The organism is Nostoc sp. C96 (assembly GCF_059384975.1).
On record NZ_CM182020.1, the window covers coordinates 414,744 to 429,098 of the forward strand.

25 protein-coding genes and 1 pseudogene are annotated in these 14,355 nt (G+C 43.6%); 25 read left to right on the top strand and 1 reads right to left on the bottom strand.

Features of this window, described 5'->3' with window-relative positions:
- Nucleotides 1-11 precede the first annotated feature (11 nt).
- A complete protein-coding gene (locus tag AC504W_RS01720) occupies nt 12-137 on the top strand; it encodes a hypothetical protein (RefSeq protein ID WP_494875939.1) in 126 nt (41 codons plus the stop codon).
- Here AC504W_RS01720 and AC504W_RS01725 read toward each other — a convergent pair.
- Nucleotides 125-613: an NAD(P)H-quinone oxidoreductase subunit N gene (locus tag AC504W_RS01725; protein ID WP_096584557.1), complete on the bottom strand. Its 489-nt coding sequence runs from the start codon at nt 611-613 to the stop codon at nt 125-127. The genes AC504W_RS01720 and AC504W_RS01725 overlap by 13 nt on opposite strands.
- Nucleotides 614-1,556: 943 nt before the next feature.
- Here AC504W_RS01725 and rplC point away from each other — a divergent pair.
- The 24 genes and pseudogenes from rplC to rpsK all read left to right on the top strand — a co-directional run bounded on the left by rplC (nt 1,557) and on the right by rpsK (nt 14,255).
- Nucleotides 1,557-2,192 carry a 50S ribosomal protein L3 gene (gene rplC / locus AC504W_RS01730; protein WP_096584554.1) on the top strand — a complete coding sequence of 212 codons (636 nt, stop codon included), beginning with the start codon at nt 1,557-1,559 and terminating at the stop codon, nt 2,190-2,192.
- Between the two features lie 105 nt (nt 2,193-2,297).
- Nucleotides 2,298-2,930, top strand: a complete 633-nt coding sequence (gene rplD, locus AC504W_RS01735; protein WP_494878527.1) for a 50S ribosomal protein L4 — start codon at nt 2,298-2,300, stop codon at nt 2,928-2,930.
- Nucleotides 2,923-3,237, top strand: coding sequence for a 50S ribosomal protein L23 (locus AC504W_RS01740; protein WP_096584551.1), 315 nt, complete (start codon nt 2,923-2,925; stop codon nt 3,235-3,237). The genes rplD and AC504W_RS01740 overlap by 8 nt, the downstream gene beginning before the upstream one ends.
- 6 nt (nt 3,238-3,243) lie before the next feature.
- Complete coding sequence (gene rplB, locus AC504W_RS01745) at nt 3,244-4,107, top strand: 50S ribosomal protein L2 (RefSeq protein WP_096584548.1); 864 nt, start codon at nt 3,244-3,246, stop codon at nt 4,105-4,107.
- Between the two features lie 97 nt (nt 4,108-4,204).
- Nucleotides 4,205-4,483, top strand: a complete 279-nt coding sequence (gene rpsS / locus AC504W_RS01750; RefSeq protein ID WP_015113427.1) for a 30S ribosomal protein S19 — start codon at nt 4,205-4,207, stop codon at nt 4,481-4,483.
- A 95-nt stretch (nt 4,484-4,578) separates the two neighbouring features.
- Complete coding sequence (gene rplV, locus AC504W_RS01755) at nt 4,579-4,938, top strand: 50S ribosomal protein L22 (RefSeq protein WP_096584545.1); 360 nt, start codon at nt 4,579-4,581, stop codon at nt 4,936-4,938.
- A gap of 27 nt (nt 4,939-4,965) precedes the next feature.
- Nucleotides 4,966-5,721, top strand: coding sequence for a 30S ribosomal protein S3 (rpsC, locus tag AC504W_RS01760; RefSeq protein WP_096584542.1), 756 nt, complete (start codon nt 4,966-4,968; stop codon nt 5,719-5,721).
- Nucleotides 5,722-5,765: 44 nt separating this feature from the next.
- Nucleotides 5,766-6,195 (top strand): annotated as a pseudogene (gene rplP / locus AC504W_RS01765) (50S ribosomal protein L16).
- A 3-nt stretch (nt 6,196-6,198) separates the two neighbouring features.
- The gene (gene rpmC / locus AC504W_RS01770) at nt 6,199-6,426 is read left to right on the top strand and encodes a 50S ribosomal protein L29 (RefSeq protein WP_015113423.1); all 228 of its coding nucleotides are present in this window, start codon (nt 6,199-6,201) and stop codon (nt 6,424-6,426) included.
- A 6-nt stretch (nt 6,427-6,432) separates the two neighbouring features.
- On the top strand, nt 6,433-6,681 hold the full coding sequence (gene rpsQ, locus AC504W_RS01775) for a 30S ribosomal protein S17 (RefSeq protein ID WP_015113422.1): 249 nt from the start codon (nt 6,433-6,435) through the stop codon (nt 6,679-6,681).
- A gap of 39 nt (nt 6,682-6,720) precedes the next feature.
- Nucleotides 6,721-7,089: a 50S ribosomal protein L14 gene (rplN, locus tag AC504W_RS01780; protein WP_015113421.1), complete on the top strand. Its 369-nt coding sequence runs from the start codon at nt 6,721-6,723 to the stop codon at nt 7,087-7,089.
- Nucleotides 7,089-7,433 carry a 50S ribosomal protein L24 gene (gene rplX / locus AC504W_RS01785; protein WP_015113420.1) on the top strand — a complete coding sequence of 115 codons (345 nt, stop codon included), beginning with the start codon at nt 7,089-7,091 and terminating at the stop codon, nt 7,431-7,433. The genes rplN and rplX overlap by 1 nt, the downstream gene beginning before the upstream one ends.
- A 97-nt stretch (nt 7,434-7,530) precedes the next feature.
- Entirely contained in the window at nt 7,531-8,079 is a 549-nt protein-coding gene (gene rplE / locus AC504W_RS01790; protein WP_096584536.1) for a 50S ribosomal protein L5, read from the top strand.
- 20 nt (nt 8,080-8,099) lie between these two features.
- Nucleotides 8,100-8,501 carry a 30S ribosomal protein S8 gene (gene rpsH, locus AC504W_RS01795; protein WP_494875942.1) on the top strand — a complete coding sequence of 134 codons (402 nt, stop codon included), beginning with the start codon at nt 8,100-8,102 and terminating at the stop codon, nt 8,499-8,501.
- Between the two features lie 93 nt (nt 8,502-8,594).
- Nucleotides 8,595-9,143, top strand: coding sequence for a 50S ribosomal protein L6 (rplF, locus tag AC504W_RS01800; protein WP_096584533.1), 549 nt, complete (start codon nt 8,595-8,597; stop codon nt 9,141-9,143).
- 2 nt (nt 9,144-9,145) lie between these two features.
- Complete coding sequence (gene rplR, locus AC504W_RS01805) at nt 9,146-9,508, top strand: 50S ribosomal protein L18 (RefSeq protein WP_015113416.1); 363 nt, start codon at nt 9,146-9,148, stop codon at nt 9,506-9,508.
- A gap of 92 nt (nt 9,509-9,600) precedes the next feature.
- A complete protein-coding gene (gene rpsE / locus AC504W_RS01810; protein ID WP_096584530.1) occupies nt 9,601-10,125 on the top strand; it encodes a 30S ribosomal protein S5 in 525 nt (174 codons plus the stop codon).
- A gap of 113 nt (nt 10,126-10,238) precedes the next feature.
- A complete protein-coding gene (gene rplO / locus AC504W_RS01815) occupies nt 10,239-10,685 on the top strand; it encodes a 50S ribosomal protein L15 (RefSeq protein WP_015113414.1) in 447 nt (148 codons plus the stop codon).
- Between the two features lie 70 nt (nt 10,686-10,755).
- Complete coding sequence (secY, locus tag AC504W_RS01820) at nt 10,756-12,069, top strand: preprotein translocase subunit SecY (RefSeq protein ID WP_096584527.1); 1,314 nt, start codon at nt 10,756-10,758, stop codon at nt 12,067-12,069.
- A complete protein-coding gene (locus tag AC504W_RS01825) occupies nt 12,069-12,623 on the top strand; it encodes an adenylate kinase (RefSeq protein ID WP_103125860.1) in 555 nt (184 codons plus the stop codon). The genes secY and AC504W_RS01825 overlap by 1 nt, the downstream gene beginning before the upstream one ends.
- A gap of 202 nt (nt 12,624-12,825) precedes the next feature.
- Complete coding sequence (gene infA, locus AC504W_RS01830; protein WP_006276978.1) at nt 12,826-13,050, top strand: translation initiation factor IF-1; 225 nt, start codon at nt 12,826-12,828, stop codon at nt 13,048-13,050.
- 135 nt (nt 13,051-13,185) lie between these two features.
- On the top strand, nt 13,186-13,299 hold the full coding sequence (gene rpmJ, locus AC504W_RS01835) for a 50S ribosomal protein L36 (RefSeq protein WP_015113411.1): 114 nt from the start codon (nt 13,186-13,188) through the stop codon (nt 13,297-13,299).
- 125 nt (nt 13,300-13,424) lie between these two features.
- Nucleotides 13,425-13,805 carry a 30S ribosomal protein S13 gene (rpsM, locus tag AC504W_RS01840; protein ID WP_096584522.1) on the top strand — a complete coding sequence of 127 codons (381 nt, stop codon included), beginning with the start codon at nt 13,425-13,427 and terminating at the stop codon, nt 13,803-13,805.
- 54 nt (nt 13,806-13,859) lie between these two features.
- Nucleotides 13,860-14,255, top strand: a complete 396-nt coding sequence (gene rpsK, locus AC504W_RS01845) for a 30S ribosomal protein S11 (protein ID WP_015113409.1) — start codon at nt 13,860-13,862, stop codon at nt 14,253-14,255.
- The last annotated feature ends 100 nt before the right edge of the window (nt 14,256-14,355 follow it).

The following is a 14,355-nucleotide window of genomic DNA, read 5'->3' on the forward strand; positions in this document are numbered from 1 at the left end:
CGCTTTCTAACTTGATATCAGTAGACGAGAGAGCTAATACTTACGAGCGATCGCACTTTAATATAAAAAGCGATCGCATCTATAAAACAAGAGATGCGATCGCCCAAAGATTAATCCAAAATAATTACACAGCCTGAGAACTAACCGCGAAGGTAGCTGTCAAAGGCTTCCAGTTGAAAGCACGACTACCGCCTCTTTCCACCACTACTTTTACCTTTGGTTCCAATTTAGGCAATTCTGCTAAAAACTCAATTTCTTGGTCAGACAGAATATGCCCTTCAATAATCCACAAAACCAAACCCTTAGATTTGGGTGGTAGCTGTTCTAACTGATAGTTAACAATTGGAGGTAAATAATAGACATTACCCACAGCCGCACCACTACCAGAACTTTTCTTACCCAGATGCGGTGGTCTGACTCCATGAACTCCTGTGAGATAAGCAGCCACATCGCCCAATCCCCTAGCAGTCATATTTAAAGTCACATAGCCAGCTGCACGCAGTCGGCGGCGATATCGACCTTCAAAACCTCCCTCTAAAGGGACGTACGTACCGAGAGCGCCAAATTTTTCCAAATCTCGGATGAAACCATTGCCAGTGGTAATTAGAGCCATAGATTTTTGTTTATCCTATCCCACTTACATATCTCTATTATTTACTGTTAAGTAAAATATTTAAGGTGCTGTAGGATAGTAACTAGTCCAAAACAGCCAAAAGCCTTGACTGACAAGGCAAATCTCTTCAGACAACTGGCCTCTAATAATTTATTCGCTCAATAATTCAATAATATATATGTGGTCTTGACTCGCCAAAGCCTTGTCACAAACTATCTTGCAAAATACTCGACAAATATCACCACCTTCATCTATAATGTGAGATTGTGACCAAATGGCAAAATAGCGCTTTTCTTTTTCATTTATATGGGGATAACATCTAAACAGCTGATTGAGTAGAATCAGGTTACGATTTAGCCCAAGATGGCAAGAGACTGCTAAACTAAGAAAGCCTGAATGTTCACTAACAAAATTATGGCTAAGTACTCAAAGCCATAAGCAGGATAGAATCTATATTCCATCCTATAGACCGGATAAACTAGGCAAAACCTTGAACAATAGTTTAAGGTGATGTTTAAAGTAGAAACTGAGTCGTAATACTAGCGCTGTAGTAGTACAAGAATCTTAGTTATCAGGATACTGAGTGGTAAATAACTACTTAAGTCCTTCTACAAAATGGAGACAACCCAAAGAGCCGTCTCCAGAATGTGCCTAAGCAATTGCTTGGACGAAAGCATTGCTGCACAAAGTGCAAAGCTTTAGAGCATTGCCTTAAAGTCAAAAGTTGGTAATTCCTTTGGGAATTCAACTCTTGGCTGTTTTAGTAAGCAACTGAATTCAAGTAAACGGATTCACTAAAAAGTAAGGGAACGGTTTTTGTTTTCCGGATAAGAGAAAGCAGTAATTACTGCTGGAAATTGCTGAGGATCGTCCTCCCTCAGTCGGAACAACGCCGAATATCCCCATGAATCTGCTCAGTAAGTAAAAAGGAGAACCAGTTACTGTGTCTGTAGGTATTCTCGGCACCAAGCTGGGCATGACCCAAGTATTTGACGAAGCAGGAGCAGCAATTCCTGTCACAGTCATTCAAGCGGGGCCATGCACTGTTACCCAAGTTAAAACAAAACAAACTGATGGTTACGCCGCCATTCAACTTGGTTACGGCGAAGTCAAACCAAAAGCACTCAACAAACCCTTGTTGGGTCACTTAGCAAAATCATCAGCCCCAGCTTTACGTCACCTGAGTGAGTTTCGCACAGATAATTCTGGCGAATACACATTAGGACAAGAAATTAAAGCAGATATTTTTAGTGCTGGTCAAATCGTAGATGTAATCGGTACAAGCATCGGTCGCGGTTTTGCAGGCAACCAAAAACGGAATAACTTTGGTCGCGGGCCAATGTCTCACGGTTCCAAAAACCACAGAGCGCCCGGTTCCATTGGTGCTGGTACAACACCCGGTCGTGTGTATCCAGGAAAAAGAATGGCAGGGCGTTTGGGTGGTACCCGCGTCACCATTAGTAAATTGACAGTTGTGCGTGTAGACGCAGAACGCAACTTGTTACTCATTAAAGGAGCAATCCCTGGTAAACCAGGTGCCTTAGTGAGTGTTGTACCTGCAAAGAAAGTTGGTAAATAGTCAATGGTCAATGGTCATTAGTCATGAGTCATTAGTCATTAGCTAAAGACAAATGACAAAGAACAAATGACAAATGACAAAGGACAAATGACAAAGGACAAAAAAATGGTTGAGACTGTAGTTAAAAACTGGCAAGGAGAGGAAGTTGGACAAAAAACGTTCGACTTACGGGTTGCCAAAGAAGAAACAGCGGCGCATATTGTACACCGCGCCTTAGTTAGACAAACGACCAACGCTCGTCAAGGAACCGCTAGTACAAAAACTCGCTCGGAAGTTCGAGGTGGTGGACGCAAACCTTGGCGGCAAAAAGGTACAGGTCGCGCTCGTGCAGGTTCTATTCGTTCGCCATTATGGCGTGGTGGTGGTGTGATCTTTGGGCCAAAACCCAGAGAATACGACCTCAAAATGAACCGTAAAGAACGGCGGTTAGCATTACGGACAGCTTTCGTAAGTCGTGCTGATGACTTAATTGTGGTAGAGGAATTCAGTAACGAACTTTCTCGCCCAAAAACGAAGGACTTAGTTGCCGCTTTGGCACGTTGGGGAGCAAATCCAGAGCAAAAGAGCTTATTAATTTTGTCTGAGCTTGCCGATACCATTTATTTGTCTGGACGCAACGTAGAAAATTTAAAAATTATTGCAGCAGATCAGCTCAATGTTTATGACTTGCTGCACGCTGACAAAATTGTAGTCACCGCACCAGCATTAGAAAAAATCCAGGAGGTCTACAGTGCCTAAAATTGACCCCCGTGATCTGCCTGACTTGGTACGTCGCCCAATTGTTACTGAAAAAGCGACGATTCTGATGGAACAGAATCAATACACTTTTGAAGTAGTACTTAAAGCAACCAAGCCAAATATTAAAGCAGCGATCGAAGACTTGTTTCAAGTCAAGGTAGTCAAAATTAATACTGCTACACAGCCACGTAAAAAACGTCGTGTTGGCAAATTTGTTGGCTACAAGCCTCAATATAAAAAAGCTATTGTCACCGTCTCACCTGGGGACGCACAGAAGATTAGACAGATTCTATTCCCAGAGGTCTAACACAAGATGGGTACTCGTTCTTATCGCCCTTATACCCCCAGCACTCGTCAAGTTACTATCTCCGACTTTTCAGAAATTACCAAAACTGAGCCGGAAAAGTCTCTGACAGTTTATATCCATCGCGCCAAAGGTCGCAATAATCAAGGGCGGATAACCAGCCGTCGTCGGGGTGGCGGACACAAAAAACTTTATCGGATTATCGATTTTAAAAGAGATAAGCGAAACATTCCCGCTACAGTATTAGCAATTGAGTACGATCCTAACCGGAACGCTCGCATTGCCTTGCTGCAATATCAGGATGGGGAAAAACGCTACATTCTCCAACCCAATGGATTGACTGTAGGTAAAACTTTAATTGCTGGCCCTGAGTCTCCTATTGAAGATGGTAACGCCTTACCATTAGCAAACATTCCTTTGGGTACAAGCGTTCATAACGTTGAGCTTACCGCTGGTAAAGGTGGTCAAATTGTCCGTTCTGCTGGCGCTACAGCCCAAGTAGTTGCAAAAGAAGGTAATTATGTAACTCTCAAATTGCCTTCAGGAGAAGTGCGGATGGTGCGACGTGAATGCTACGCCACCATCGGTCAAGTAGGCAACACCGATGCGAGAAACCTAAGTGCTGGTAAAGCGGGACGCAACCGTTGGAAAGGTCGCCGTCCAAAGGTTAGAGGTAGCGTTATGAACCCAGTGGATCACCCACATGGTGGTGGTGAAGGTAGAGCGCCCATTGGGAGATCTGGCCCAGTCACACCTTGGGGTAAACCAACATTGGGAGCCAAGACACGCAAACCCAAGAAACCTAGCAGTAAGTTGATTGTGCGTCGTCGGCGCAAATCTTCCAAACGTGGTCGTGGTGGTCGTCAGTCTTAAAATTTTAGATTTCAAAATTTGGATTTTAGATTGATACATGATCCAAAGTCCAAATTAATAAATCCAAAATCCCAAATCCTAAATCTTAAATTTAACTATGGGTCGTTCACTAAAAAAAGGGCCTTTCGTTGCCGATCATTTACTCAGCAAAATTGAAAAGCTGAATGATAGAAACGAAAAACAAGTTATTAAAACTTGGTCAAGAGCATCAACAATTCTGCCCCAAATGGTAGGACACACTATTGCTGTTCATAATGGCAGACAGCACGTACCTGTGTTTATCAGTGATCAAATGGTAGGACACAAGTTGGGAGAATTTGCCCCAACACGCACCTACAGGGGTCATGGCAAAAGTGACAAAAAAGCGGGTAGATAAGAAAGAGTCCAAAGTCAAAAGTCAATAGTCAAGAGTCCCAACAAATGACCATTGACCATTGACCATTGACCATTGACCGACTCAAGGAGAAAAACATGGCAACTAATACTACAGAAGTAAAAGCGATCGCCCGTTATATACGTATGTCTCCCTTTAAGGTGCGTCGTGTACTTGATCAAATTCGGGGGCGGTCTTATAGAGAAGCGCTGATAATCCTGGAATTCATGCCTTATCGGGCTTGTGAACCAGTACTGAAACTGATCAGAAGCGCAGCCGCAAATGCTGAACATAATGCAGGTCTAGACCGCGCTCAACTGGTGATTACCCAAGCTTACGCTGATCAAGGCCCAGTCCTGAAACGTTTCCAACCTAGAGCGCAAGGTCGAGCTTACCAAATTCGCAAACCTACATGTCACATCACAGTAGCTGTAGCTGCTGGCGACACTGCGGAATAATTACCAGAAACTTTAGAGGAAGCATTTGTGGGACAAAAAATTCATCCAGTTGGCTTTCGCCTCGGAATTACCCAAGAACACCAATCCCGTTGGTACGCAGATCCTGAACGCTATCCAGAACTTTTACAAGAAGATCACAAACTTCGTAAGTATATAGAACAAAAACTGGGTAGACTTGCTCAAAATAATGCTGGCATTTCTGAAGTCAGAATTGAGCGCAAAGCAGATCAAATTGATTTAGAAGTGCGGACAGCACGCCCAGGCGTAGTCGTAGGACGTGGTGGACAAGGTATCGAATCCTTACGCACCGGATTACAAGATTTGTTGGGTAGCAATCGCCAAATTCGGATCAACGTTGTCGAAGTACAACGAGTTGATGCTGATGCTTACTTAATTTCAGAATACATTGCTCAACAACTAGAACGCCGTGTTTCCTTCCGTCGCGTAGTCCGCCAAGCAATTCAACGGGCGCAACGCGCTGGAATTCAAGGAATTAAAATTCAAGTCAGTGGTCGGCTCAACGGTGCAGAAATTGCTCGGACAGAGTGGACGCGTGAAGGTAGAGTACCCTTACACACCTTGCGGGCTGACATTGATTACGCTTACTGCACAGCAAAAACTGTTTACGGTATTTTGGGCATCAAAGTGTGGGTATTTAAAGGAGAAATTATTCCTGGACAGGAAGAAACTCAACCCCAACCCACAACCCGCGAACGTGAACCTCGTCGCCGCCAACAACAGCGCCGTCGCCAGCAGTTTGAAGACCGTTCCAATGAAGGATAGTCAATATTGACTATTGACCCTTGACCCTTGACCCTTGACAAATCATGTTAAGTCCTAGAAGAACTAAATTCCGCAAACAACAGCGCGGGCGGATGGCGGTATTTAGCCCATCGGGGTAGCACCCTCAACTTTGGTGATTTTGCACTCCAAGCACAAGAACCAGCTTGGATAACCTCTCGGCAAATTGAGGCTTCCCGTCGGGCGATGACTCGTTATATTCGTCGGGGTGGCAAAATCTGGATTCGGATTTTCCCAGATAAACCTGTTACCATGCGTCCCGCAGAAACCCGGATGGGTTCTGGTAAAGGTAATCCAGAATTTTGGGTAGCTGTAGTTAAACCAGGGCGGATTTTGTTTGAAATCGCTGGTGTTTCGGAAGAAATTGCCCGTGAGGCTATGCGCCTAGCTGCATTTAAGCTGCCAATTAAAACCAAATTTATTGTGCGCCCTCAAATAGAAGAGGAGCAGGAGTAGGTTATGCCGCTTCCCAAGATTTCAGAAGCTAGAGAATTAAGTGACGAGAAATTATCTGAGGAAATTATCGCCACTAAAAGACAACTGTTTCAGTTGCGCTTGCAAAAGGCAACCAGACAACTAGAAAAACCTCACCAATTCCGCCATGCTCGCCATCGCCTCGCCCAACTCTTAACGGTAGAGGGAGAACGCAAACGGGCAGCAAATCAACCGGTTAAGGAAGAAAAATAAGAGATTATGGCAATCAAAGAACGAGTTGGCTTGGTAGTGAGCGACAAAATGCAGAAAACAGTGGTAGTTGCCATTGAAAACCGCGCTCCCCATCCCAAGTACGGCAAGATTGTAGTGAAAACCCGCCGCTATAAAGCTCACGATGAAGAAAATAAATGCAAAGTGGGCGATCGCGTGCGGATTCAGGAAACCAGACCCCTGAGCAAAACCAAGCGCTGGCAAGTCACAGAAATCCTCAACACTAAAAATTCATAAGTTGTTATTCAACTAGCAACTGCACAAGGGAGACCAATTGTGATTCAACCCCAAACTTACTTGAATGTGGCAGATAACAGCGGCGCTCGTAAACTGATGTGTATCCGAGTTCTAGGCGCGGGTAACAGTCGTTACGGTTTTATCGGCGACAAAATTATTGCTGTTGTCAAAGATGCTATTCCTAACATGGCTGTGAAAAAATCAGATGTTGTGGAAGCTGTGATTGTTCGTACTCGTCACAACATTCATCGTGATAGCGGTATGACTATCCGCTTTGATGATAATGCCGCAGTGATCATCAACAAAGATGGTAATCCCAGAGGCACACGGGTATTTGGCCCAGTAGCACGGGAATTACGAGACAAAAACTTTACTAAAATTGTTTCCTTAGCCCCGGAGGTGCTGTAATGGCAAGGCAAAAGGAAAAAGAATTTCATAAAATGCACGTCAAAACTGGCGACACCGTGCAAGTGATTGCTGGCAAAGACAAAGGCAAAGTTGGCGAAATCATTAAAGCATTACCGGAACTGAGCAAAGTTGTTGTTAAAGGTGTCAACATTAAGACTAAGCACCTTAAACCCCAACAAGAAGGGGAATCTGGGCGGATCATGACTCAGGAGTACCCGATCCATAGTTCTAATGTGATGCTCTATTCCACAAAACAAAATGTCGCTAGTCGCGTTTGCTATACCTTTACACCAGAAGGTAAGAAGGTGAGAAAACTCAAAAAAACTGGCGAGATTATTGATTAAGGATGAATGTAAAGCCTGAAGTCTAAATACTCCTTATTTTATCTTCATCCTTCATAATCTTCCCTGACCAAGACCAGGGATAACAGGACAAAAAACTATGGCGACAACAAGACTCAAAACCTTATATCGAGAGACAATCGTCCCTAAACTGACAAACCAGTTTCAATACACCAACGTTCATCAAGTACCGAAGGTGATTAAAGTTACTGTTAATAGAGGTTTGGGCGAAGCCGCACAAAACGCTAAGTCGCTGGAAGCTTCTATCAACGAAATTGCACTGATTACAGGTCAAAAACCTGTAGTGACAAGGGCGAAAAAAGCGATCGCAGGCTTTAAAATTCGTCAAGGTATGCCAGTCGGGATTATGGTCACTCTCAGAGGCGAGAGAATGTATGCTTTTCTCGATCGTCTGATCAGCTTGACACTACCGAGAATTCGTGACTTTCGAGGTATTAGTCCTAAAAGTTTTGACGGACGCGGTAACTATACTCTAGGCGTAAGAGAACAGCTAATATTTCCAGAAGTCGAATACGATAGCATTGATCAAGTTCGCGGTCTGGATATTTCTATCATTACTACAGCAAAAAATGACGAAGAGGGCCGCGCTTTACTCAAAGAATTGGGAATGCCCTTTCGCGATCAATAAGTTCATCTAAAGAGGGAACGATGGCGGCTAACGACACAATTGCAGATATGCTGACGCGCATCCGCAATGCCAACATGGCAAGGCATCAAACAACACAAGTGCCAGCCACTAAAATGACCCGTAGTATTGCCAAAGTACTACAGGAAGAAGGATTTATTTCGGAATTTTCAGAAACCGGAGAAGGCGTAAAACGTCATCTAGTGGTTGCCTTAAAATACAAGGGTAAAAATCGTCAGCCTTTGATTACCGCCTTAAAACGGGTGAGTAAACCAGGTTTACGCGTTTATTCCAACCGAAAAGACTTACCCAGAGTACTAGGCGGCATCGGTATTGCCATTATTTCTACATCTAGTGGCATTATGACCGATCGCGAAGCTCGCCGTCAGAACTTGGGTGGTGAAGTACTTTGCTACGTCTGGTAGTCATTAGTCATTTGTCATTAGTCATGTGTCATTAGTAACGGGCAACTGGCAAAAGGCAAATAACAAAGGACAAATAACAAAGGACAAAAGATCATGTCTCGTATTGGTAAACGACCAATTACTATTCCCGCCAAAGTGCAAATCACCATTGATGGCACAAAGGTTGTAGTTAAAGGCCCCAAAGGTGAACTTTCACGAGATCTACCTGTTAACGTGACAGTGAGTCAAGAAGGGGAAACCTTACAAGTAGTTCGTAAAGATGATTCCCGCACCTCTCGTCAAATGCACGGTTTAAGCCGGACATTGGTAGCCAATATGGTAGAGGGAGTTTCCCAAGGTTTTCAACGTCGTTTGGAAATTCAAGGGGTTGGTTATCGAGCGCAAGTACAAGGGCGTAACCTAGTTTTAAACATGGGTTTCAGCCATCAAGTAAACATTGAGCCACCAGATGGAATTCAGTTTGCTGTAGAAGGTAACACTAACGTCATAGTTAGCGGCTATGACAAAGAAATAGTCGGTAATACAGCTGCTAAAATTCGTGCCGTCAGACCACCAGAACCTTACAAAGGTAAAGGTATTCGCTATGCGGGTGAAGTAGTCAGACGCAAAGCTGGTAAGACCGGAGGTAAAGGTAAGAAATAAACATGAAACTTACTCGTAGAGAATCAAAACAGCGTCGTCATCGCCGCGTCCGTGGCAAGGTTAACGGTTCTCCTGAACGCCCACGCCTAGCCGTATTTCGGTCTAACGAACACATTTACGCGCAAGTAATTGATGATACTCAACATCAAACCTTAGTGGCTGCATCAACTTTAGATACAGAGATAAAAGCAAATTTAGCTTCTGGTGCTAACTGTGAAGCATCAGCAAAAGTTGGTAAGTTAATTGCAGCACGAGCGCTCGAAAAAGGCATTAATAAAGTAGTCTTTGATCGCGGTGGTAACTTATATCACGGTCGAATCAAAACACTAGCTGAAGCCGCACGCGAAGCTGGTTTGGATTTTTAAAGTTGTCAAAAGTCCATAGTCCATAGTCAAAAGTAATGACTATTGACTCTTGACTCTTGACTGTTGACTCTTGACTTTTAAAGGCATTGATTATGGCAACAGGTCGTCGTAAAGCTAACCGCGCGAAAAAAGAAGAAACCAACTGGCAAGAGCGCGTAATCCAAATCCGACGCGTGAGCAAGGTCGTTAAGGGTGGTAAAAAACTCAGCTTCCGGGCGATCGTCGTCGTTGGTAACGAACGGGGTCAAGTTGGTGTCGGAGTAGGGAAAGCCTCGGATGTAATTGGTGCTGTTAAAAAAGGTGTAGCTGATGGTAAAAAACACCTAATTGATATTCCCATTACAAAATCTAATTCTATCCCTCATCCGATTGATGGCATTGGTGGTGGTGCAAAAGTCATCATGCGTCCAGCCGCACCTGGTACTGGTGTAATTGCTGGTGGTGCTGTCCGGACTGTACTGGAATTAGCTGGAGTCCGTAACGTTCTCGCTAAACAACTCGGTTCTAACAACCCACTTAATAATGCTAGAGCCGCCGTCAATGCTTTATCAACCCTGCGTACTTTGGCTGAAGTTGCTGAAGACCGAGGTATTGCTATTGACAAACTCTACATTTAATTTGTCATTAGTCCTTCGTCATTAGTCATTTGTCAAAAGTAAAAAAATTTGACCATTGACCATTGACCTTTGACTATTGACTTTTGACTATTGACCTTTGACATTTTTAAATTATGAGACTCAACGATGTTAAGCCGCAAAAAGGCTCGAAAAAACGCCGTCGCCGTGTAGGTAGAGGTATTTCGGCTGGTCAAGGTGCCAGTGCTGGTCTCGGTATGCGGGGTCAAAAATCTCGCTCTGGTAGCAGTACCAGACCAGGATTTGAAGGTGGTCAACAGCCACTGTACCGTCGTATACCCAAGCTGAAAGGCTTTCCACTTGTGAATCGTAAGATTTACACTACGATAAATGTAGAGAAGCTCGCCTCTCTTCCTGCCAATACAGAAGTAACATTGGATTCCTTAAAAGCAGCAGGTATTCTAACCTCTGTCAAGGGTTCATTGAAAATTTTGGGTAATGGGGAATTAAACGTTGCGCTCAACGTCAAAGCGGCAGCTTTCACAGGTCAAGCTCGTAGCAAAATTGAGGCGGCTGGAGGAAGTTGTGAAGTTTTAGGGTGAAGCCCAACCGCGCACTTAAATACCTGCCAACTTGCTTCCAGTGCCTGGTTCACGACAAAGGTAGCACTCTATGATCAGTCGAGATAAAGCCCCAACGGCTCAAGAAACTTTTATGCAGATGGCACAAGCAGCTGGGCTTAGAGGCAGGCTGCTTGTCACTGTCGGTATTTTAATTTTGGTTCGCCTAGGTATCTTTTTACCTGTACCAGGAATTGATAGAACTAGATTCCACGAAGCCATTTCCGGCAATAATTCAATATTTGGTTTATTGGATATCTTTTCTGGGCGTGGACTTTCTACTTTGGGAGTCTTTGCTTTAGGGATTTTACCCTTTATTAATGCGTCCATTATTATCCAATTGCTGACGGCGGCTATTCCATCTTTAGAAAATTTACAGAAAAACGAAGGCGAAGCAGGACGACGGAAAATTTCGCAAATTACACGCTACGTGACTGTAGGTTGGGCAATTATCCAAAGTACAGCGTTTTCTGCCTTTTTTCTCCAACAATTTGCTTTAACTCCAGGCCCTATATTTGTAGCTGAAACTGCGATCGCACTTACCGCAGGTTCTATGTTCGTTATGTGGGCATCTGAACTGATCACAGAACGTGGCATTGGTAATGGTGCATCACTGTTGATTTTTGTCAACATTGTGGCTTCGCTACCCAAATCTCTAGGGGACACCATTGACTTAGTACAAGTTGGCGGTAGAGAAATTGTGGGTCGGGTAATTGTCCTAGTGGTGGTATTCCTAGCAACTATTGTTGGGATTGTATTTGTGCAAGAAGGCATTCGCCGCATCCCAATTATTTCGGCTCGTCGTCAAGTAGGCCGGAGAGTTTTGGCAGAACAGCGTAGCTATCTACCACTGCGTCTGAATTCTGGTGGTGTCATGCCAATTATTTTTGCCGCTGCCATCCTCAGTTTGCCTCTGTTAATTGCCAATTTTACAAAAAATCCTGAGTTGGCGAATATCGTCAATACTTATCTCAGTCCTGGTGGTTCTGCACCTTGGGTATACGCTCTGGTTTACTTAACTTCGATTGTTTTCTTTAGCTACTTCTACTCTTCATTGATTGTTAACCCAGTTGATGTAGCTCAGAACTTGAAAAAAATGGGTTCTAGTATTCCAGGAATTCGCCCAGGTAAAGCGACTAGTGAGTATATCGAACGAGTAATCAACCGATTAACTTTTTTGGGAGCGATATTTTTAGGCTTGGTGGCGATTATTCCTACAGCAGTGGAAAGTGCATTGAAAGTACCAACCTTTAAGGGATTGGGTGCTACTTCACTATTAATCCTTGTTGGTGTGGCAATTGATACAGCAAAACAAGTCCAAACCTACGTTATCTCTCAGCGCTATGAAGGAATGGTGAAACAATAGTGACGCGATTAATCTTCTTGGGGCCACCTGGGGCGGGTAAAGGAACTCAAGCTCAAGTTTTGGCAGAACACCTGCAAATACCTCATATTTCCACTGGGGAAATATTGAGGCAAGCAATGAAAGAGCAAACTCCTCTGGGAATTAAAGCTCAAAGTTATGTTGATAGTGGTGAGTTAGTTCCTGATCAGTTGGTGCAAGACTTAGTAGAAGAACGTTTAGCTCAATCAGATGCCAAACCTGGCTGGATTTTAGACGGTTTTCCCCGCAAAGTCACACAAGCAGCTTTTTTAGAAGAATTGCTGGCTAAGACTGCTCAAGGTGGCGAAAGGGTAGTTAACTTAGATGCACCAGATGACATTGTGATCTCACGTTTACTAGCTAGAGGACGAAAAGATGATACCGAAGAGGTAATTCGTCGTCGTCTAGAAGTGTATCGCAATGAAACAGCACCATTGATTGATTACTATAGTCAGCGAGAAAGGCTGCTGACAGTTAATGGTAATCAATCCCAAGAAGAAGTCACTAGTGAATTGAAAAACATTTTCGCTCCCTAGCTTGAGATTAAGGAGTAGTAATTGGGATGTATGGAATTGATCAGCTACTACTCCCAATTCCTCACTCCCGTTTTAAAACAGAATGCGGATCAATTTTAGCTAAGATATATTAATAAACTGTTGATATATTTCTCAAATTGTGTTCTTTTGCAGGTGAATACTGCAACCGAATGGGAAATTGTTGAGTTGAGGAACAAAAAAATTGTCTAAGCAAGATTTGATTGAAATGGAAGGTACAGTTACTGAGTCCTTACCCAATGCGATGTTTCGCGTTGATTTGGACAATGGGTTTAATGTACTAGCACACATTTCTGGAAAGATCCGCCGCAACTATATCAAAATTTTGCCAGGCGATCGCGTCAAGGTTGAACTCACTCCCTATGACCTGACAAAAGGCCGAATTACCTATAGATTGCGGAAAAAATAATTAAATCCAGAAAAAATTAGTTATATGTGAAGGATCTTACCATAAAATCAACTTGTTGGGAGATTCTCATTTACTTAACTGTAATATTTTTCTAGAAATGCTATAATTTTATATTTGGAGTCAATTACAAAAGGCATGAAAGTCCGAGCCTCTGTCAAAAAAATTTGTGAAAAGTGTAACGTGATTCGCCGTCGTGGTCGCGTTATGGTGATTTGCTCTAACCCCAAGCACAAACAACGTCAAGGATAACACTCTCAGTATTGGAGAGTTAACCGCGACTAGGAAAAAATCACCAAAAAAATTCTAGATGTGGCGTATCAATCACCCACATCTTAACCAAGAGAACTTGCGAGAACAACAGGGAGAAATTCATTGTGGCACGTATTGCCGGCGTAGACCTGCCACGCGATAAACGCGTTGAGATTGGTCTGACTTACATTTATGGAATTGGATTATCAAGGTCGCAAGAAATTCTGGCGGCTACAGGTGTCAATCCAGACACCCGTGTTAAAGACTTAAGTGATGCCGATGTCGCAGCCCTACGTGCAGAAATAGAAAGTAACTATCAAGTAGAAGGTGACTTGCGGCGCTTGGAAGGTATGAACATCAAGCGCTTAATTGACATTGGCACCTACCGAGGTCGTCGCCACCGGATGGGTTTACCAGTCAGAGGACAAAGAACCCGTACTAATGCTAGAACCCGTCGTGGTAGAAGGCAGACAGTGGCTGGTAAGAAGAAGGCTCCTGGCAAATAATTGTTCATTGCTTGCTCATCAGAGCAAGTTTTTCCTTAAATTAACTAAACAAATATGGCGAGACAACCAACTAAAAAAACTGGGAGTAAAAAGCAAAAGCGGAACGTACCCAACGGACTTGCTTATATCCAATCTACCTTCAACAATAGCATTGTCACCATCACCGATCAAAATGGCGATGTCATTTCCTGGGCAAGTGCTGGTTCCAGTGGTTTTAAGGGAGCTAAAAAGGGAACTCCTTTTGCTGCACAAACCGCTGCTGAAAGCGCAGCCCGACGAGCTATTGATCAAGGAATGCGTCAAATTGAGGTGATGGTCAGTGGACCTGGTGCAGGTAGAGAAACTGCAATTCGCGCCCTTCAAGGAGCAGGACTGGAAATTACACTTATTCGGGATATTACTCCAATTCCTCATAATGGTTGCCGTCCACCAAAGCGCCGCCGAGTCTAGATAGAACTTTTAGGGCAACAAAAACAAGAAGTTTAATCAAAAATTCACCTGTAATAGCTACCAAAGCTTTGATGTGAAGACAAAATAACTTCTGATGGCT

Bases quoted from the DNA above. Each gene is read 5' to 3' on its own strand.
- rplD (WP_494878527.1), top strand. From the start codon at position 2,298: ATGGTTGAGACTGTAGTTAAAAACTGGCAAGGAGAGGAAGTTGGACAA.
- rplE (WP_096584536.1), top strand. From the start codon at position 7,531: ATGGCGACAACAAGACTCAAAACCTTATATCGAGAGACAATCGTCCCT.
- rpmC (WP_015113423.1), top strand. From the start codon at position 6,199: ATGCCGCTTCCCAAGATTTCAGAAGCTAGAGAATTAAGTGACGAGAAA.
- rplX (WP_015113420.1), top strand. From the start codon at position 7,089: ATGGCAAGGCAAAAGGAAAAAGAATTTCATAAAATGCACGTCAAAACT.
- rplV (WP_096584545.1), top strand. From the start codon at position 4,579: ATGGCAACTAATACTACAGAAGTAAAAGCGATCGCCCGTTATATACGT.
- rplB (WP_096584548.1), top strand. From the start codon at position 3,244: ATGGGTACTCGTTCTTATCGCCCTTATACCCCCAGCACTCGTCAAGTT.
- rpsH (WP_494875942.1), top strand. From the start codon at position 8,100: ATGGCGGCTAACGACACAATTGCAGATATGCTGACGCGCATCCGCAAT.
- rpsK (WP_015113409.1), top strand. From the start codon at position 13,860: ATGGCGAGACAACCAACTAAAAAAACTGGGAGTAAAAAGCAAAAGCGG.
- rpmJ (WP_015113411.1), top strand. From the start codon at position 13,186: ATGAAAGTCCGAGCCTCTGTCAAAAAAATTTGTGAAAAGTGTAACGTG.
- AC504W_RS01725 (WP_096584557.1), bottom strand. From the start codon at position 613: ATGGCTCTAATTACCACTGGCAATGGTTTCATCCGAGATTTGGAAAAA.
- rpsE (WP_096584530.1), top strand. From the start codon at position 9,601: ATGGCAACAGGTCGTCGTAAAGCTAACCGCGCGAAAAAAGAAGAAACC.
- rplF (WP_096584533.1), top strand. From the start codon at position 8,595: ATGTCTCGTATTGGTAAACGACCAATTACTATTCCCGCCAAAGTGCAA.
- rpsS (WP_015113427.1), top strand. From the start codon at position 4,205: ATGGGTCGTTCACTAAAAAAAGGGCCTTTCGTTGCCGATCATTTACTC.
- secY (WP_096584527.1), top strand. From the start codon at position 10,756: ATGATCAGTCGAGATAAAGCCCCAACGGCTCAAGAAACTTTTATGCAG.
- rplR (WP_015113416.1), top strand. From the start codon at position 9,146: ATGAAACTTACTCGTAGAGAATCAAAACAGCGTCGTCATCGCCGCGTC.
- rplO (WP_015113414.1), top strand. From the start codon at position 10,239: ATGAGACTCAACGATGTTAAGCCGCAAAAAGGCTCGAAAAAACGCCGT.
- rpsQ (WP_015113422.1), top strand. From the start codon at position 6,433: ATGGCAATCAAAGAACGAGTTGGCTTGGTAGTGAGCGACAAAATGCAG.